The 18,307-nt window shown below is 65.4% G+C and carries 19 protein-coding genes and 1 riboswitch; of the genes, 13 read left to right on the top strand and 6 right to left on the bottom strand.

Annotated elements, in window-relative coordinates; all coding sequences use genetic code 11:
* Positions 1–29: 29 nt before the first annotated feature.
* Entirely contained in the window at positions 30–791 is a 762-nt protein-coding gene (locus E4P29_RS21770) for an SDR family oxidoreductase (RefSeq protein WP_135047175.1), read from the top strand.
* Between the two features lie 15 nt (positions 792–806).
* Here E4P29_RS21770 and E4P29_RS21765 read toward each other — a convergent pair whose 3' ends face one another.
* The 3 genes from E4P29_RS21765 to E4P29_RS26105 all read right to left on the bottom strand — a co-directional run bounded on the left by E4P29_RS21765 (position 807) and on the right by E4P29_RS26105 (position 2,586).
* The gene (locus E4P29_RS21765; protein WP_135047174.1) at positions 807–2,069 is read right to left on the bottom strand and encodes a cupin domain-containing protein; all 1,263 of its coding nucleotides are present in this window, start codon (positions 2,067–2,069) and stop codon (positions 807–809) included.
* Positions 2,066–2,320 carry a hypothetical protein gene (locus E4P29_RS21760; protein ID WP_027497175.1) on the bottom strand — a complete coding sequence of 85 codons (255 nt, stop codon included), beginning with the start codon at positions 2,318–2,320 and terminating at the stop codon, positions 2,066–2,068. The genes E4P29_RS21765 and E4P29_RS21760 overlap by 4 nt, the downstream gene beginning before the upstream one ends.
* A 104-nt stretch (positions 2,321–2,424) precedes the next feature.
* Positions 2,425–2,586: a hypothetical protein gene (locus tag E4P29_RS26105; RefSeq protein ID WP_167328012.1), complete on the bottom strand. Its 162-nt coding sequence runs from the start codon at positions 2,584–2,586 to the stop codon at positions 2,425–2,427.
* 44 nt (positions 2,587–2,630) lie between these two features.
* Between E4P29_RS26105 and idi the strand changes: the two genes are divergently transcribed.
* The 12 genes from idi (at position 2,631) to gcvP (ending at position 13,179) form a co-directional block, all read left to right on the top strand.
* Positions 2,631–3,239, top strand: coding sequence for an isopentenyl-diphosphate Delta-isomerase (gene idi / locus E4P29_RS21755; RefSeq protein WP_135047173.1), 609 nt, complete (start codon positions 2,631–2,633; stop codon positions 3,237–3,239).
* Between the two features lie 69 nt (positions 3,240–3,308).
* On the top strand, positions 3,309–3,890 hold the full coding sequence (locus E4P29_RS21750; RefSeq protein WP_080729266.1) for a CoA pyrophosphatase: 582 nt from the start codon (positions 3,309–3,311) through the stop codon (positions 3,888–3,890).
* A gap of 67 nt (positions 3,891–3,957) precedes the next feature.
* Entirely contained in the window at positions 3,958–4,563 is a 606-nt protein-coding gene (locus E4P29_RS21745; RefSeq protein WP_135047172.1) for a CDP-alcohol phosphatidyltransferase family protein, read from the top strand.
* Positions 4,564–4,565: 2 nt separating this feature from the next.
* Positions 4,566–5,420, top strand: a complete 855-nt coding sequence (locus E4P29_RS21740) for a DUF881 domain-containing protein (RefSeq protein WP_027497172.1) — start codon at positions 4,566–4,568, stop codon at positions 5,418–5,420.
* A gap of 56 nt (positions 5,421–5,476) precedes the next feature.
* Positions 5,477–5,857 (top strand): small basic family protein, encoded by a 381-nt coding sequence (locus tag E4P29_RS21735; RefSeq protein ID WP_027497171.1) that lies wholly within the window; start codon positions 5,477–5,479, stop codon positions 5,855–5,857.
* A gap of 3 nt (positions 5,858–5,860) precedes the next feature.
* Positions 5,861–6,592 carry a DUF881 domain-containing protein gene (locus E4P29_RS21730; RefSeq protein WP_135047171.1) on the top strand — a complete coding sequence of 244 codons (732 nt, stop codon included), beginning with the start codon at positions 5,861–5,863 and terminating at the stop codon, positions 6,590–6,592.
* Between the two features lie 41 nt (positions 6,593–6,633).
* A complete protein-coding gene (gene gcvH, locus E4P29_RS21725) occupies positions 6,634–7,038 on the top strand; it encodes a glycine cleavage system protein GcvH (RefSeq protein WP_027497169.1) in 405 nt (134 codons plus the stop codon).
* A gap of 229 nt (positions 7,039–7,267) precedes the next feature.
* Positions 7,268–7,765, top strand: a complete 498-nt coding sequence (gene garA, locus E4P29_RS21720; protein WP_027497168.1) for a glycogen accumulation regulator GarA — start codon at positions 7,268–7,270, stop codon at positions 7,763–7,765.
* Positions 7,762–8,499 carry a MerR family transcriptional regulator gene (locus tag E4P29_RS21715; protein WP_027497167.1) on the top strand — a complete coding sequence of 246 codons (738 nt, stop codon included), beginning with the start codon at positions 7,762–7,764 and terminating at the stop codon, positions 8,497–8,499. Before garA ends, E4P29_RS21715 begins: the two co-directional genes overlap by 4 nt.
* Before the next feature lie 97 nt (positions 8,500–8,596).
* A complete protein-coding gene (locus E4P29_RS21710) occupies positions 8,597–9,070 on the top strand; it encodes a bifunctional nuclease family protein (protein WP_027497166.1) in 474 nt (157 codons plus the stop codon).
* Positions 9,071–9,483: 413 nt separating this feature from the next.
* Positions 9,484–10,023, top strand: a complete 540-nt coding sequence (locus tag E4P29_RS21705) for a MerR family transcriptional regulator (RefSeq protein ID WP_157226114.1) — start codon at positions 9,484–9,486, stop codon at positions 10,021–10,023.
* Between the two features lie 12 nt (positions 10,024–10,035).
* Positions 10,036–10,133: riboswitch (glycine riboswitch) on the top strand.
* Positions 10,134–10,338: 205 nt separating this feature from the next.
* Positions 10,339–13,179: an aminomethyl-transferring glycine dehydrogenase gene (gene gcvP, locus E4P29_RS21700; protein WP_135047228.1), complete on the top strand. Its 2,841-nt coding sequence runs from the start codon at positions 10,339–10,341 to the stop codon at positions 13,177–13,179.
* Between the two features lie 16 nt (positions 13,180–13,195).
* Here gcvP and E4P29_RS21695 read toward each other — a convergent pair whose 3' ends face one another.
* The 3 genes from E4P29_RS21695 to E4P29_RS21685 all read right to left on the bottom strand — a co-directional run bounded on the left by E4P29_RS21695 (position 13,196) and on the right by E4P29_RS21685 (position 18,245).
* Entirely contained in the window at positions 13,196–14,335 is a 1,140-nt protein-coding gene (locus E4P29_RS21695; protein ID WP_135047170.1) for a metallophosphoesterase, read from the bottom strand.
* Between the two features lie 3 nt (positions 14,336–14,338).
* Positions 14,339–16,003, bottom strand: a complete 1,665-nt coding sequence (locus tag E4P29_RS21690) for a substrate-binding and VWA domain-containing protein (protein ID WP_245154444.1) — start codon at positions 16,001–16,003, stop codon at positions 14,339–14,341.
* Positions 16,004–16,070: 67 nt separating this feature from the next.
* Positions 16,071–18,245 (bottom strand): malate synthase G, encoded by a 2,175-nt coding sequence (locus E4P29_RS21685; RefSeq protein ID WP_135047169.1) that lies wholly within the window; start codon positions 18,243–18,245, stop codon positions 16,071–16,073.
* Between the last annotated feature and the right edge of the window lie 62 nt (positions 18,246–18,307).

The raw sequence follows: 18,307 nt of genomic DNA, 5'->3' as shown, positions 1-18,307 counted from the left end.
AGACACCCGATACAAGGAGATTTCAGAACATGTCGATCTTGGACAAATTCCGCCTCGACGGCCGCGTCGTCATCGTCACGGGCGCGTCGTCCGGTTTGGGAGTGTCTTTCGCGAAAGCGGCGGCCGAGGCCGGAGCCGACGTGGTGCTGGCCGCCCGTCGCGTCGACAAGTTGGCACAGACTGCCGCACTGATCGACAGAGTCGGTGGGCGTTCGCTGAGCGTGGCAACCGATGTAGTCGATCCCGACCAGTGCACGGCCATGGTCGAGGCCGCCGTCGCCGAGTTCGGCAAGGTGGACGTGCTGATCAACAACGCCGGCGTCGGCACGGCGTACCCCGCCACCCGCGAGACTCCCGAGCAGTTCCGCTCTGTCATCGACATCAACCTGAACGGCTCCTACTGGGCCGCTCAGGCGTGCGGACGGGTGATGCAGCCCGGAAGCTCGATCGTGAACATATCCAGCATTCTCGGGCTCACCACCGCCGGTCTGCCTCAGGCTGCCTACAGTGCCAGCAAGGCGGCCATCGTCGGTCTCACTCGTGACCTCGCGCAACAGTGGGGTGCTCGAAAAGGCATCCGCGTCAACGCTATTGCGCCTGGTTTCTTCGAAAGCGAGATGACCGATTCCTACCAGCCGGGATACCTCGAGGCATTGGCTCCCCGAATGATCCTCGGACGCAAGGGTGACCCCGAAGAATTGGCCGCCACCGCGGTCTGGCTCGCGTCCGACGCAGGCGGATACGTGACGGGCCAGACGATCGCAGTGGACGGCGGTGTGACCATCACCTGACGGCCGAGGTCACCATTACTCGCCGGCCATGACCGCGATGCCTTCGCGCACGAGCCTACGACCGACGACGACCGCGTCGTCGGTGTCGAGTCCCGGCAGAGAATCCAACCGGCACGGCGATCCTCCGAGCAACAATTCGAGGGCATCGGCGCACTGAGGCGGCATCGACACAGTTTTGTCGCGTAGCACGACAGCCGCGGACTCGGGGGTTCGCACCACTCGCGCGATCACCCCGTCCCTGAGTCGAATCGAGTCCTGACCCCGCAGCGCACCCATCTGGGCAACACTGCGAAGGGGGCGCACCGGTTCGGGTCGAACCAGCTCGTCGTACCGACTCGCAATACGCTCGGTGATCCGCTGCAGCGCCTCAGGATCTCGATCCAACTCGTCGAGTGCTCGGCGCATGTCGCCGAGCACGCGGCGTACGTGGGGGAGAACGGCCTCGGAGTCGGTCGGGTCCCATCCGGCCGGCAACGGTGCGCGCAGTCCCTCGACTTCCTGGAGAGCACCGAGGGTGTGATGGGCGATGTCGTAATCGTTGAACGACGCGACGCCTATCGTCAGATGCACCGTCGTCTCGCCCAGAGCCTGCGCCGAATGGATCCAGCCGCGTGGGAGATACAGAACGTCACCGGGCTCGAGCACGATGTCCAACTCCGGGGAGTCGTCGGCGTGACGTTCCACTGCTGCTCGTCGATCCGACCACGGCTGATTGTTCAGGGGATGGCGGTGCACCGGCGAGTGAATTGTCCACCGCTTACTACCGGCGATCTGCACGACGAACACGTCGTGCACATCGTAATGCGGCGAAAAGCCTTGGGACGCAGCCGGAGTGACGTAGGAATTGACCTGTACCGGGTGGCCGAGTTCGCGAACGAGCTCGCCGGTGAAAGCTATCAAGGGCGGCCACAGGCGATGCAGTCCCTGCAGCACCAAAGTATTGCCGGCCGCGAAGGCCGACAGAACCGCCGCGGAATCGACCTGGTCGGTGATCTCGGCTCCGAACCCTCCGGACCCCGTGAACTTGTTCTTCTCCAGCAGGCGGCCGTCCTTGGCCATCCGCACGAACGGGGTGCGTACGCCGCGCTCGGAGATCAACTCGTCGACCGCGTCGACCGTCATCAGATCCTCGAACGATCCGGACAGTTCGGCAGATCGGGTGAACTTGGGTGTTGTGCCCCAGTGACGCTCCGCGAAAGAGGCGGCGTCGATTCCGGTGAGACGACGAAGCGCGGACCGGTTGACCGATCCGCGCTCGTCGTTCGACTCGATGATCAAGCGGAACCGTCCGCACCGCCGTCGTGTCCGCCGGGGTTGGATCCGCCGTCGGCCGGGCCTTCTCCACCCGCTGGGCCGTCGGCTCCGCCGTCGTGTCCGTCAGGATTCGATCCGCCGTCAGCGGGTCCTTCGCCTGCTCCGGCCGGGCCGTCTGCTCCGCCGTCGTGTCCGCCGGGATTGGATCCGCCGTCAGCGGGTCCTTCGCCTGCAGATCCGCCTGAGGTGGTGATGTCGTCGTCGTTGATGCTCATCGAGGTCCTTCCGTTGATGGAGGTTCGTGCTCTCGCGCAGCGCGGGAACATCGGGGGTATTGACGCAATCTCTGTGATTCAAACAGCGACGGCACCGGGAAATATCACTCCTGATCGTCGGCGATCTCCGGGGCGTTCTCCCGTGTCGCCATCCCACCGCCGCCTCCGCCGTCCACCGGTCCGGGGCGGCCGCCCTTGGGGGAGTCCGCCGTGTCGTGTTCGGTCGAGGTGCCGCCGTCTGTCTTGTCCTTGTCGTCCTGTCCCATGGTTCGACACTAGACCGGCCGGCCGGCCGTGGGAGCATGGAACGATGGATCGATCCCCTGCGCAGCACGTGGTACTGCTCGACGACGATGGCCACGCCGTCGGCACCCAGGACAAGACCACGGTGCACACCGAACAGACCCCGCTGCACCTGGCGTTCTCCAGCTACGTAGTGCGGGAGGACGGTGCCGTGTTGCTCACGCGACGGGCGTCGAGCAAGACGACGTGGCCCGGCGTGTTGACGAACAGTTGTTGTGGACATCCAGCACCCGGCGAGGATCTGGAGTCCGCAGTGCTCCGGCGCATCGGCGAGGAGCTGGGTCTGCAAGCCCGGTCCGCGGAACTGGTGCTGCCGCATTTTCGGTATCGCGCTGTGATGGACAACGGAATAGTCGAGAACGAGATCTGCCCCGTCTACCGGGTGACGGTCGGCGACGACGCGACACTCGACCCGGATCCTGACGAGGTCGACGAAACGCGATGGGTGTCCTGGTCCGAATTTTCGGCCGACGTGCTCGCAGACCGAATCGATGTATCGCCCTGGTGTCGAACACAAGTGGAGCAACTCGCCGGGTTGGCCGAGCACGCACTGGCCTGGCCCGCGTCCGCCGACGAACTCCTTCCTCCGGCCGCGCGTCTCGCGGATTCCGCGTGACGGCAATCGAATCGGTGGGTACTCATGGCGCGTAGCGACGAGTCGAGCGACTGCCTCGGCCGCGACTCGATGGAGCGCGCACTCGGCCACTTCGAGTTTCGGACAGCAGATGCCGACGGTCTGCGCCACGCAGCTGTTGCTCTGGCGGTCGGCGGGGAGCGCGGAGACCATCGCCTGCTGTTGACCAGACGGCCGAGCCGATTGCGCGCTCACCCGGGTCAGTACGCGCTACCTGGTGGCGGAGTCGATCCGGGCGAAACCCCGGCACAGGCCTGCCTGCGTGAACTCCAGGAAGAGTTGGGCATTCGTACCGACCCGGGGGAGGTACTCGGGCGCCTCGACGATTACGTCACCCGTTCGGGTTACGTCATCACACCGTTCGTGGTGTGGGTGGGCGAGTATTCGTCGTCGCTGCAGCCCAGTGCCGACGAGGTGGCCGAAGTGTTCGAGGTGACCGAGGCCGAACTCGATGTCGATGCGGAATTCGTCACGATCCCCGAGTCGCCCCGACCCGTGATTCGGTGGCCGTTCCGAACCGGTGCCATCCATGCTCCCACGGGTGCCATCGTGCACCAGTTTCGTGAAGTGGTCCTTCGCGGTCGACACACCCGGGTCGCGGACTTCGAGCAGCCGGTGTTCGCGTGGCGCTAACGTGGCCTCGAACCGCCGGTGTGCTCGCGCCGGCTGCCACGACGCCCGAGGCGACAGGAGGTGAGCGGTGACGGACAAGAGAGAACTCGAGGTAACGGATCGGATCGCAACTGTTCCCAACCTGCTCAGTGCCGTGCGACTCGCCGGCGTTCCGCTGTTCTTGTTTCTTCTTCTCGGCCCCCAGGCAGACGGCTGGGCGCTGGTCATTCTGCTCGTCAGCGGCGGCACCGACTGGCTCGACGGAAAACTCGCACGTTTGCTCGGGCAGTCGTCGCGGCTGGGGGCGATTCTCGACCCGCTCGTCGATCGCTTGTACGTCGTCAGCACGCTGGTCGCATTCGTGGTGCGCGGCATCATCCCGTGGTGGGTCGCTGCCATCCTGATCGGGCGAGACGCGGTTCTCGGCCTGACCATGTTCGTCTACCGACGTCGCTCCCTCCCGCCTCCGGACGTGATCTATCTCGGGAAGGCAGCCACGTTCGTGGTCATGATCGCGCTGCCGGTGCTGTTGGTCTCCGTGGGCACCGGTTCCGTGGCCGACGCCGCTGGGCCCCTCGGTTACGCGCTCCTGATCTGGGGGACGGTGCTGTACACGTGGACCGGTGCGTTGTACCTCGGCAAGGCAGTGGCCGTCGCGCGAGCGATCGCGCCCACCTCCGCACCGGGCAGGTGACGGTGCAGCCACCAGCACGACCGAAGAGGAACCCGACTCCGTCACTGCTCACATCGCTGTTGACGGATCACCTCGATCCGGGTTACGCAGCCGCTGCCGTCGAACGGTCGGCGCACCACGTGCGTACCCCTAGGGTGCCGCCTGTCCTCTGGCTGATCACCGGTGCCGTCGCTGTCGGAGTGGTCTTCGGGGTCGCGATGTCGCAGCTGGCCTCCGACGCGGCGGAGATCGACCGGGCCAGCGCCGACGCCTCTGCTGCAGTGCGTGCTGCCCAGGAGCGTGAGGCCGAACTGGACGTCACGAGGGACGAACTCGCAGCGCAGGTATCGACCGAGCGTGATCGCGCGCTCCAGTCCGATGCTGCCGGGAGCGAGCTTCTGGACCGTCTCGATGCGGTCGAGTCGGCGGCCGGTATCGACTCGGTGACCGGTCCCGGCTTGTCGGTCGTCGTGACAGAACCTGCCGCAGGCGGTGCATCCGACAGATCGGTCCGTACCGGTTCCGGCGCAACCGTTCTCGACCGCGACATCGCTGCCGTCGTCAACTCTCTGTGGGCCAGCGGCGCCGAAGCGGTATCCGTCGACGGCAATCGAGTCGGGCCGAACGTGACGATCAGACAGGCAGGCGGCGCGATGCTGCTCGACAATCGCCCGATCACCTCGCCCTACGACATCGATGCGATCGGTCCACCGCAGCGCATTCAGGTGCAGTTCGCCGTCAGCGATGCATACCTGCGCATGAGCACGGTCGCTCAGCTCTACGGTGTCGGTTTCTCGGTACGGCCGGCCACCGATCTCGAGTTCGGGCCGGCCGTCGCCAGGGAGTCGTTCGAGGCGAAGGAGGTGGCCCCACGATGACGGCGAGTGACGTCCCGGACGTCGAGCCATCCGACTCCGGCAGCCCCGGTCCCGAGGTGCCCGGCGGCACCGAGCCCGCCGCGACCGGCCGCGCCGGATTCGCGCTCGCAGCATTGGTCGCGCTCGTCGTCGGAGTCGTGATCGGTCTCGTCGCCGGGCCTCGAGTTCCAGCAGTCGTCGCCCCATACCTGCCGATCGCCGTCGTGGCCGCTATCGATGCAGTGTTCGGCGGCGTGCGCGCCTTTCTCGACGGCATTTTCGACGCCAAGGTGTTCGTCGTGTCCTTCGTCTTCAACGTCCTCGTCGCGGCGCTCATCGTGTGGCTCGGCGATCAGCTCGGAGTCGGAACGCAACTGTCCACCGCCATCGTCGTCGTGCTCGGAATACGTATCTTCGGCAACGCCGCTGCGTTGCGCCGACGGCTTTTCGGTGCCTGACCGATGAACGCAGGCCCCGGACGGCACGGTCGGCGCACCCGACGTGGACAGCGCACGTGGTTCGGCATTCTCGCTCTCGTGTTGATGTGTGCCCTCGGAATCGGAATCGCGACACAGGTGCGCGAAACGAGCACGTCGGGCAATCTGGAGAATTCGCGGCCCGAGGACCTGTTGGTGGTGTTGGACTCCCTGACGCGACGCGAGGCGTCGATCCGCGACGAGATCAGCGCGCTTCAGGGCACGCTCGCCACCCTCCGGCAGTCCGGTTCCGGGTCGGTCGCCGCGGTGGCGGAAGCCCAGGAACGACTGTCCGCGTTGTCCATTCAGATCGGCACCGTGGCGGCCCGAGGACCCGGCGTCACGTTGACGATCGACGACACCGACGCCGGCGTCGGAGCAGAGGTTCTGCTCGACGCGTTGCAGGAGCTGCGGGCCGCCGGTGCCGAGGCGTTGCAGATCGACGGTGGTGGGGTCGCGGTCCGCATCGGTGTGGATTCGTGGATGGCCGGACCGGCCGGCCGAGTCGTGGTGGACGGCCGAGAACTACGCGCTCCCTACACCTTCACTGCCATCGGAGATCCGGCGACTCTGGAAGCTGCACTGAACATTCCGGGAGGGGTGATCGACACGGTCGCCCGCAACGGGGCGAGCTCGCGAGTCGAGCGATCGGACCAGGTCACGGTCTCCGCCTTGCGAGATCCGCGCCCACGTCAATACGCTCAGCCCGGAAACTGATCGCCCGCTCGCCCCGGGCCACGATGGAAGGGAATGCCGCGTTGAGCGACATCGACACACCAGCTGATCTGCTTTACACCCCCGAGCACGAGTGGGTGCAGCGGACGGGGCCTGCGACGGTTCGAATCGGTATCACCGACTACGCCCAGACTCAGTTGGGCGACGTCGTGTTCGTTCAGCTTCCGGCGATCGGTGACAGCGTCACCGCGGGCGAGTCTCTCGGTGAAGTGGAATCGACCAAGAGCGTGTCCGACGTGTTCAGTCCTCTCACGGCCAAAGTCGTTGCCGTGAACGAAGATCTGGATTCCGAACCCGAGAAGGTGAACTCCGGACCGTACACCGGCGGGTGGCTGATCGAGCTCGAGGTCGCATCCTCGGAGGCATTGGACGCGGCGCTGGCACCGATGCTCGATGCCGCCGGATATGCTCTCATCACAGCTGAGTGACGAAGGGCCGTACACACCGGCCAACCGACCACAGGTCCTCGGCGCGCAGGGTACGGTCGACACCGAGCGAACAGCCTGTCGGGGCGAAGGTCGCGCATGGTGAGTGGTCCGCCACGCACCGAGGAACCGAAACGCACCACCGAACGCCAGCAGAACCAGAAGTGAAGACCATGTACTGCGTTACCCGAGGTGATCGTTGCCCGGGTCAACGGACTGAGAAGGAGTAACGGTGAGCCAGAACGACAACGACAGCAACTACGGGGAGTCGCCGGCCGAGACCACCTCGGTCTTCCGCGCCGATTTCCTCCAGGAGCTGGACAACTCCGCTACCGCCCAGAGCACCGAAGCTCCGGTATCGGGTGTCGAGGGCTTGCCTGTCGGAGCTGCCCTGCTCGTCGTCAAGCGTGGTCCCAATGCCGGATCCCGATTCCTGCTCGACCAGCCGACCACGTCGGCCGGTCGTCACCCCGACAGCGACATCTTCCTCGACGACGTCACCGTGAGCCGTCGACATGCAGAGTTCCGCCAGGACGAGGACGACTTCCAGGTCGTCGACGTGGGCAGCCTCAACGGCACCTACGTCAACCGCGAGCCGGTCGACTCCGCCGTGCTCGCCAACGGTGACGAGGTGCAGATCGGCAAGTTCCGTCTGGTCTTCCTCACCGGGCCGCGTGGCGGCAATGGATCTGCAGTCGGCGAGTCGTCTGCGGGTGCAGGAAGCCAGTGACCGCCGTCGGGCAGCAGTCCAGCGGGGGGATGTCGATTGGCTCCGTCCTCGATCGACTCCGGCCCGACTTTCCCGACGTGACCATCTCGAAGATCAGATTCCTCGAAGCCGAGGGTCTGATCTCTCCGGAGCGCACTCCGTCGGGCTATCGGCGTTTCTCGATCGCGGACTGCGAACGGCTGCGGTTCGTGCTCACCGCTCAGCGTGATCAGTACCTGCCGCTGAAGGTGATCAAGGAACAACTCGAAGCGATCGACCACGGCGTTGCAACCGTCGAGAGAGCAGACGCCTCGGTCAAGCGCCCACGGTCGTTGACGATCGCGGCCGGTGAAGTCTCGCCGGAGGAGTTCCTGCCCGATCGCGAAGTCCGCATCAGCAAGGCAGATCTACTGGCTCAGGCCGGCATCGACGACGCCTTCCTGACCGAGTTGCTGCGCAGCGGTCTGATCACTCCCGGGCAGGCCGGGTTCTACGACGACGGTGCCGTCACGCTCGCTCGTACCGCGCACGCGATGTTGCAGTTCGGGCTCGAGGTTCGTCACCTCCGTGCGTTCAAGCTCGCGGCGGACCGCGAAGCGGGTCTCGTCGCTCAGATCGCCGGGCCGGTCGCCAAGGGGCGCGATGCCGGTGCACGTGATCGTGCCGAAGAGATGATCCGGGAATTGGCAGCTCTGTCGTTGACCTTGCATACGTGTCTGGTCAAAGCAGCGGTGCGTGGTGCGCTCGACCGGTGAGGTTCGCTCGCGCCGGTTCGGATTCCAATAGACTCGGTTCTGGTGAGCTGGACCAGCGACGACCAGCGAAGATTTCTCGAGGTGTGAGGTGGACACGATGAGTGAAATGCGTGTGGTCGGTATTCGTGTCGAACAGCCGCAGAACCAGCCCGTGTTGCTGCTGCGTGAATCCGACGGAGATAGGTACCTCCCGATTTGGATCGGCCAAACCGAAGCTGCCGCAATAGCTTTGGAGCAGCAAGGTGTGCAGCCGGCTCGGCCGCTGACGCACGATCTGGTGAAGAACCTGATCTCTGCGTTGGGGCACGAGCTCAAGGAGGTGCGCATCGTGGACCTCCAAGAAGGCACCTTCTACGCCGATCTCGTATTCGACAAGGACATCCGCGTGTCGGCGAGGCCGTCGGATTCGGTTGCCATCGCGCTCCGTGCCGGAGTTCCGATCTATGCGGAGGAGCCTGTGCTCGCCGAGGCCGGCCTGCTGATGCCGGACGAGCGTGAGGACGAGGTGGAGAAGTTCAAGGAATTCCTCGAATCGGTGTCGCCGGACGACTTCAAGGCCACCGACGGGTAACGGAATAGTCTCAACCTCAACTTTAGGTTCAGGTTTACGGCGCGTTGCGTTGAATCTGGTCGATCGCCCCCATAACGTTCGTGCCAGTGAAGTTCATCGCCGGTGCAGTTCGGACCGACGCAGTTCACGCCTCGTCGGTTGCCGCCGAGGCGTAGTCTGGCCCTGGTACACGGTATGACTTCACGCGAGTACACCGAGGCGTTCAGGCGCGCTTCGGACGGATCCCAGTACTGACTGGATCCGAACGCAGTGAGACATCCGAGAGGGAGCAGTCAGTGGGAGATCAGCCGCAGCAGCATCACGGCAGTCGAGAATCCGACGCCGCAAGCCGGACAGAGGACGCGTCCGCAACCGATGCTCGGGTCGAGACCCCCGACGAGGCGTCGAATCGCCCTGTCGCACAGTCGCAGGATATTCAACCCGGCCTGTTCCCCGACGATTCGGTGCCCGACGAACTCGTCGGATACCGCGTACCCAGCGCGTGCCAGATTGCCGGCATCACCTATCGGCAACTCGACTACTGGGCGCGTACGGGCCTGGTCGTACCGTCCATCCGAGGCGCAGCAGGTTCGGGCAGCCAGCGGCTGTACTCGTTCAAGGACATGCTGGTCCTCAAGATCGTCAAGCGCCTACTCGACACCGGAATTTCGTTGCAGAACATCCGCGTCGCCGTGGATCACCTGCGCCAGCGTGGCGTCGGCGACCTCGCCAACATCACCCTGTTCTCCGACGGCACCACCGTCTACGAGTGCACGTCGGCCGAGGAAGTAGTCGACCTGCTGCAGGGCGGGCAGGGCGTCTTCGGTATCGCCGTCAACGGCGCGATGCGCGAGCTCACCGGCACCATCGCCGACTTCCCGGCCGAGCGAGCAGACGGCGGAGAGAGCCAGCCGAGCCCCGAAGACGAACTGGCGTCCCGCCGCAAGAATCGCGCGAGTCGTAAGACCGGCTAGACTTCTCACCGTCGCGCCTGCGCGGGAGAGTTCCGAGGCATCCAGTCTCGGACGCCGAAGGAGCAATACCTCCCCGTCAATCTCTCAGGCACACGGACCGTGTGGGCTTCGACAACTCTGGAAAGTGGTGGGAGCACCCACCCGCCCAAGGGGAAAGGTGCCGGTGCGCGCACGTCAGCGCGCCGTGTTCTACCGAATCTCTCAGGCGCACGCGTCAGCGAGCACACGACAGAGGGGGAGGAGCGGTCGGCGCGTATGCCCCGGCCGTCCGACGCCTTGTCTTGGGACCCCTGGGAGTAGACCGTGACCGACCGAATGACTTCGACCGCATCGGCTTTCGTCGACAGACACGTCGGCCCCGACACCACCGAACTGGCCCGCATTCTCGATGCAATCGGTGTCGACAGCCTCGACGAGCTGGCCCGCAAGGCTGTTCCCGAGTCCATTCTCGATACCGTCGTCGACGGGGTTCCCGATGGCCTGGCAACATTGCCGCCTGCTCTGAGCGAGCACGATGCGCTGGCCGCGCTGGCCGATCTCGCCGGCCGCAACACGGTGGCCACCTCGATGATCGGCCTGGGCTACTACGACACCCTGACGCCTCCGGTGCTCACGCGCGGCATCCTGGAGAATCCGGCCTGGTACACCGCGTACACCCCCTATCAGCCCGAGATCAGTCAGGGCCGACTCGAGGCACTGCTCAATTTCCAGACGATGGTGTCGGACCTGACCGGTATGGATGTCGCGAATGCCTCCATGCTCGACGAGTCCACTGCCGCAGCCGAATCCATGACGCTCATGCGTCGCGCCAACCGAGGCTCGAAGTCACCCCGCCTCGTCGTCGATTCGGATATCTTCCCGCAGACCAAAGCCGTCCTCGCCACGCGCGCCGAACCCCTCGGGATCGAGCTGGTGTACGCCGACCTCGCCGACGGCCTGCCCGAAGGCGACTTCTTCGGAGTGCTGGCGCAGCTGCCGGGAGCATCAGGCCGTCTGGTGGACCACACCGCCACGATCGAGGCAGCACACGAGCGCGGTGCGCTGGTTGCAGTCGGGGTCGATCTGCTGGCCGCCACCCTGGTGACCGCGCCCGGTGAAATCGGTGCCGACGTCTGCTTCGGAACCACCCAGCGCTTCGGGGTTCCGATGGGGTACGGCGGTCCGCATGCCGGTTATCTCGCAGTGCGCTCCGGGCACTCGCGCCAGCTGCCCGGGAGGTTGGTCGGAGTGTCCGTCGATGCAGACGGACATCGGGCCTACCGCTTGGCCCTGCAGACGCGCGAGCAGCACATTCGCCGTGAGAAGGCGACCTCCAACATCTGCACCGCCCAGGTGCTGTTGGCCATCGTGGCCGCGATGTACGCCAGCTACCACGGCGCGGATGGGCTGCGCGCGATCGCACTTCGCGTCAACACCCGTGCTCGAACCGTCGCAGCAGGGTTGCAGGCTGCGGGCATCGACGTGGTGCATGCCGAGTTCTTCGATACCGTGCTCGCCGCGGTCCCCGGCGCGGCCCACACCGTCGTCGATGCCGCCAAACAACGCGGTATCAACCTCCGACCGGTCGACGACGATCACGTCGCGATCGCCTGTGACGAGGCAACCACGGAGGCTCACATCGTCGATGTGCTCGCTGCATTCGGTGCCGAGCCCGCCGGACCGGGAGCCGAGTCCGTCCCGGCCGATTGGGCCCGCACGTCCGAGTACCTGACGCATCCCGCCTTCACGCGCTACCGCACCGAGACAGCCATGCTGCGCTACCTTCGCGCGCTGTCGGACAAGGACATCGCCCTCGACCGCAGCATGATCCCGCTGGGATCGTGCACGATGAAGTTGAACGCGACCGCTGAAATGGAGTCGATCACCTGGCCTCAGTTCGCGCGCCAACACCCGTTCGCGCCGTCGACCGACGTTCCCGGACTACTCCGGGTGATCGCCGACCTCGAACAGTGGCTCGTCGACATCACCGGCTACGACGCGGTCAGCCTGCAGCCCAATGCAGGAAGCCAGGGCGAGTACGCGGGACTACTTGCGATCCGCCGATACCACCAGGCCAACGGCGACACCGGTCGCACGGTCTGCTTGATCCCGTCGAGCGCACACGGCACCAACGCCGCCTCCGCGGTGATGGTCGGGATGCGCGTCGTCGTGGTGGCGTGCCGACCGAACGGAGACGTCGACGTCGACGACCTGCGGGCCAAGATCGCCGAGCACGCCGACACCCTCGCCGCCATCATGATCACCTACCCCTCCACCCACGGTGTGTACGAGCACGAGATATCCGATATCTGTGCCGCGGTGCACGACGCGGGTGGACAGGTGTACGTCGACGGTGCGAACCTCAACGCTCTGGTCGGGTTGGCTCGGCCGGGTCGCTTCGGCGGAGACGTCAGTCACCTGAACCTGCACAAGACCTTCTGCATCCCGCACGGCGGTGGCGGTCCCGGCGTCGGACCCATCGGCGTCCGTTCGCACCTGCAGCCGTACCTGCCCGGCCACCCGCTGGCGCCGCAACTGGGCGACGGTCCGACCGTTGCGGGCGCCCCGTACGGAAGCGCGTCGATCCTGACGATCACGTGGGCGTACATCGCGATGATGGGTGCGCAGGGGTTGCGCCGGGCGACCTTGACCGCCATCGCGTCGGCCAACTACATCGCGCGCCGCCTCGACGAGTATTTCCCCGTGCTCTACACCGGCGACAACGGCATGGTGGCGCACGAGTGCATCCTCGATCTGCGAGGTCTGACCAAGGACACCGGGGTCACCGTCGACGACGTGGCGAAGAGGCTGGCGGACTACGGCTTCCACGCGCCGACGATGAGCTTCCCGGTGCCGGGGACCTTGATGGTCGAGCCGACCGAGAGCGAGAATCTGGAAGAGATCGATGCATTCTGCGACGCGATGATCTCCATCCGCCGGGAAATCGACCGCGTCGGCTCCGGCGAGTGGACCGCAGAGGACAACCCGCTGCGCGGCGCTCCGCACACCGCGCAATGCCTCGTCGCCGACTGGAACCACCCGTACTCGCGGGAACTCGCGGCGTACCCCGCAGGCTACGACCGACCGAAGGTGTGGCCCGCGGTCCGGCGGATCGACGGCGCGCACGGTGACCGCAACCTGGTGTGTTCCTGCCCGCCGATCGAGGCGTTCGCCTGATTGGACGGGCAGATGGTCAGCCCCGCGTGAGTTCGAGCATCGCGATCTCGGGCGGGGCTGCCACGCGCACCGGCGGACCCCACGCGCCTGCACCGCGGGTGGTGTAGAGCGTGGTGTCACCGATCGTGTCCAGTCCCTCGACACTGGGCTGCTGGAGCGGCACCAAATAGCGGATCGGCCAGATCTGCCCGCCGTGAGTGTGCCCGGACACCTGCATGTCCACGCCCAGCTCGGAGGCCTCCACAGCCTGCTTGGGCTGATGAGCCATCAACAGCACGAAGCGATCCGGGTCGATGCCGTCGAGCGCAGCGCCGAGATTCGGTTCGTACGGTTCTGGGGCAGTGGCGTCGTTGATGCCGGCGATATCGATGGCAGCGCCACCGCGGGTGATCGTCGTTCGTTCGTTGCGCAACACGTCGATGTCGAGCGTCGACCAGAAGTCGAGCCACTCTCCGCCGTCGCCCGCGTAGAACTCGTGGTTGCCGCTGACGGCGAAGACCCCGAGCGGGGCGTCGAGGTCGCGTAACGGTGCCAGATCCTCTCCGACCAGCTCCACTGTCCCGTCGATGAGATCGCCGTCGAGCAGCACGACATCCGGTTTCTGCGCGTTGACCGAATCGACGACCTGGCGCACGAAGCCCGCACCGCGAGACGGTCCGGCATGGATATCGGATACCAATGCCACTCGCAGACTATCGAATTCGGCCGGCAACCGGTCGAGCGCAACCTGGGTGCGTGTGACGCGGGGCGAGGCGGCTTCGACGAGGCCGTACCCCACTGCGACGACGCTGACGAGAGCAACGACCACGGAGCCGACACGCGATATACGTAGCCGAACTGCAGCCGAATCACGATGCGACAGTGCGAACATCACCCGCACGACGGTGCAGATCAGAGCAATGAGTACCGTGCCGAGGAACAGATACAACACCACCGCCAACCAGGTGAGGCCGACGAAGGCCGGGCCGCGGGCCCAGGACGGATCGAACACGACGCCGCTGCCGAAACCGATCACCGCGCACAACCACAGAATCACCAGCACCAGATCTGCTGGGCGTCTCAGACGTGCCCGTGCCCTCGTTACGGAGAGAAACCGCCAGTGCAGGAAGAGCGTGACGAGAAGTAGGAAGACGCCGACAAAAAGTACACGAGACATGTTCTAGTACAGCAACTTTCCGAGTCGATCGAGGAGGTCTGGGGAATCCGATGTCTGGACTGTGTCCACGGTGCCACCGGTGCGAGCTGCGATGTCGGTGAACGCGGGGGCAGGGCTGTCGTCGCCGATGCGCACGATGTTCACCGCGACCGGCCGCGCCGGATCGGACGCCGATGTCAGTTCGGTGAGTAGCTCGTCCGCCGACAGAGGCGAGTCGTCCTTGCCGTCCGTGATCAGGACGACCGAATTGACCCGGCCGGGAACGTAACCGGCTACGGCGTCGAGATACGCGACCAGTACGGACGCGTACGTGTACGAGCCGGTTGCCGGCGTCAATGCCGCAGCGGTCGTATCGAGAGCGGAGCGCCTCGGACTGGTCCCGACGGGAACTGTCATCGGTCCGGTCGGGACATCCACCCGGAAGGGCAGAGAGTTGTTCAGATCTTCGCTGAAACTCCACAGACCGAGTTCGGTGGCGTCGGGCACTCGTCGGAACTGCTCGCTCAGTGCGCGAACAGTGTTCTGCAGGCGCGTCGCACCGCCTTCGACGGTTCCCATCGACTCGGATACGTCGAGCAGAACAGTGGCACGCCGGGGTAGGACCGGATTGCGAAGTACGGCGAGCAAGGCGTCGGCAACCTGACCCGGTGGTGGGGCGACGATGCCCGCGTCCTGGGCTTCGTCCACGTTGAATCCCGCGTCCTGAAGTGTCTGCGTACCGTCGGGCTGACGAACGAAATCGACGAATCCCGCGGCTGCTCGGGTGGCGGTCTCGTCACCGGAGAGCACGACCGCCGGATGATCGGCGACAGGCGTTGCACCCTGTGGACGAACGGCGGTCAGCGTCGAGGAATCGGTCGACGCGAGTTGCTGTTCGGTGACCGGGACCGCGTGGACGGCGGCGTCGGGTCCGGCAGCATTCTCGAGCGCCGCGAGTGCGTCGTAGGTGGTGGAGGCCGAGGTTGCGGCAGCGCCGGTATCGGTCACCGCCAGCTCCGACATCGCCGACACCAGTTGGGTCGAGGAGGCCTCGTCGACGGTGAGAGCGGTGGTCGGGTCACCGCGTACGCCTGCCGCGATGGCCGCGACCGCAAGAGTGCTCGCGCCGGTGTCGGAGCCGGACGGCACGGCAAGTCGAAGCCCACCCCACTCGGGGAGTCCGAGAGCTTGCGGGTCGCGTTGCAGTCGTATCAGATCTGCCCAGCTGGAGCCTGCAGCGACGACGGCGTCGGCCACCGCGCCCGGTGCAGCGAGGACGATCGGACTCGATGCGACGGGCCGCGGCGTACCGTCGATGACTCCACGGTCGACGACGGCCTCGACGTCTGCCGAGGACTGGGGTATCCACAGACCCGGCCGAGTGCCGAGCGCACCGACATTCCAGTTGCCGGTACCGGAGTTCAATGCCGCTCGCACCGCATCGGATGCGATTGCTCGAACTTCCACTGTCACACAGTGATCGCGAATCACCGGGGCGGTCGCGTCGAATCGAGTCGCCAGCTGTTCGATCGCGGCGGAGATGTCGGGGTCGGCCGCCACGGTGAGGACGGCCGGTCCCTCCACGCAGGTGTCTGCAGCCTCGATCCCCTGATCCGAGATTCGATCACGCAGCGCAAACCATCCGAATACGGCTGCCACCAGGACCGCGATCGTCAGTACGACGATCACGGGCCCGGCGGCTATGGAACGTCCGCGCCCTGAGTTCCGGTGTTCACCCACGTGGTCGACAAGTCCGTCAGGCGTTGACGGCCTTGTACTCCCGTCGGCGGCGATGCAGGATCGGCTCGGTGTACCCGTTGGGCTGGCTCGTGCCCTGGAAGATCAGATCACTCGCAGCCTGGAATGCGATGTTGGTATCGAAATCGGGTGCCAACGGCTTGTACGTCGGATCGGACGCGTTCTGCCGGTCGACCACCGGTGCCATTCGCTTCAGCGATTCGCGCACCTGCTCCTCGGTGACGACGCCGTGCCGCAACCAGTTCGCAATGAACTGGCTCGAAATGCGCAGCGTCGCACGGTCTTCCATGAGAGCGATGTCGTTGATGTCGGGCACCTTGGAGCATCCGACACCGTGGTCGATCCAGCGCACGACGTAACCGAGGATGGACTGCGAATTGTTGTCGAGTTCGTTCTGCTTCTCCTCGTCGGTCCAGTCGGTGGACGGAGCGAGAGGGATCTCGAGGATCTCGTCGACGGTGGCGCGCTTGGCTTGTGCGATCTCGTGCTGACGGGCGAACACGTCGACCTTGTGATAGTGCAAGGCGTGCAGGGTCGCTGCGGTGGGGGAGGGAACCCATGCGGTGTTCGCGCCGGCCTTGGGGTGGCCGATCTTCTGTTCGAGCATGTCGTGCATCAGATCAGGCATGGCCCACATGCCCTTGCCGATCTGCGCCTTGCCCTGCAGGCCGGCCGCCAGCCCGGTGTCGACATTGAAGTCCTCGTAAGCGGCAATCCACTTCTCGCCCTTCATCACTCCCTTGCGAACGACGGGCCCTGCCTCCATCGAGGTGTGAATCTCGTCGCCGGTGCGGTCGAGGAAGCCGGTGTTGATGAACACGACCCGCTCGGACGCGGCCTGGATGCAGGCCTTGAGGTTGACCGTCGTGCGGCGCTCCTCGTCCATGATGCCGACCTTGAGCGTGTTGGTGGGCAGGCCGAGGACCTGCTCGACGCGGCCGAACAGTTCGGCGGTGAAGGCGACCTCGTCCGGTCCGTGCATCTTCGGCTTGACGATGTACAGCGAGCCCGTACGCGAGTTCGACAGCACGTTGTCCGGAGTCAACGAGTGCAGACCGGCGAGCGAGGTGAACAGCGCATCGAGAATGCCCTCGGGAACCTCGTTGCCGTCGGCGTCGAGGATCGCGTCGGAGGTCATCAGGTGGCCGACGTTACGGACGAACAGCAGCGAACGGCCGTGCAGCGTCAGCTCGGAACCGTCGACCGAGGTGTAGGTGCGGTCCTTGTTCATCGCACGAGTGAACGTCTTGCCGCCCTTGGAGACCTCCTCGGTGAGATCGCCCTTCATCAGGCCGAGCCAGTTGCGGTAGCCCAGAACCTTGTCGTCGGCATCGACTGCGGCGACCGAATCCTCGAAGTCCATGATCGTGGTGACAGCCGACTCGAGGAGCACGTCCTTGACGCCTGCTCCGTCGGTCTTGCCGATCGGGCTCTCGGGGTCGATCTGGATCTCGAAGTGCAAACCGTTGTTCACGAACAGGATGGCCGTCGGCGCATCGGGTGTGCCCTGGTATCCCAACAGCTGTGCCGGATCCTTCAGGCCCACGGTGCTGCCATCGGCCAACGTCACCGTCAGCGACGCGGCGTCGACGACGTATCCGGTGGTCCCGACGTGCGAGCCGGAGCTCAGCGGCAATGCCTCGTCGAGGAAGTCACGCGCGAACGCGATGACCTTGTCTCCGCGGACCTTGTTGTAGCTCGAGCCCTTCTCGGCTCCGTCGGTCTCGGGAATGGCGTCCGTTCCGTAGAGGGCGTCGTAGAGCGAGCCCCATCGTGCGTTGGAGGCATTGATCGCAAAGCGTGCATTGAGCACGGGAACCACGAGCTGCGGCCCGGCCGTGGTGGTGATCTCGGTGTCCACTCCGGACGTGGTGATCTGGAAGTCGGCGGGCTCGTCGAGCAGGTAGCCGATCTCTTTCAGGAAGGCCTTGTACGCTGCGCGGTCGTAATCGGCACCGGCATGTTCGCCGTGCCATGCGTCGACCTTGCCCTGGATCTCGTCGCGAACGGCGAGCAACGCCTTGTTCTTGGGAGCGAGATCGGCGATCACCGACGCGGCACCGGCCCAGAAGGTCTCCGAATCTACGTCGGTACCCGGCAGCGCCTCCTTCTCGACGAAATCGAATAGGACCTTGGCGACCTGAAGTCCACCAGCCTGCACACGATCGGTCATGAATTCCTCACTCTTTCCGGTCACGGACACCGGTGACGGTGTCCCCACGACAACGGTGTCGA

Origin of the sequence: Rhodococcus sp. 1R11 (genome assembly GCF_004563845.1) — a bacterium.
Lineage (GTDB): Bacteria > Actinomycetota > Actinomycetes > Mycobacteriales > Mycobacteriaceae > Rhodococcoides.
The sequence above is the reverse complement of the archived record's forward strand: the minus strand, read 5'-3'. Positions and strand labels throughout refer to the sequence as shown.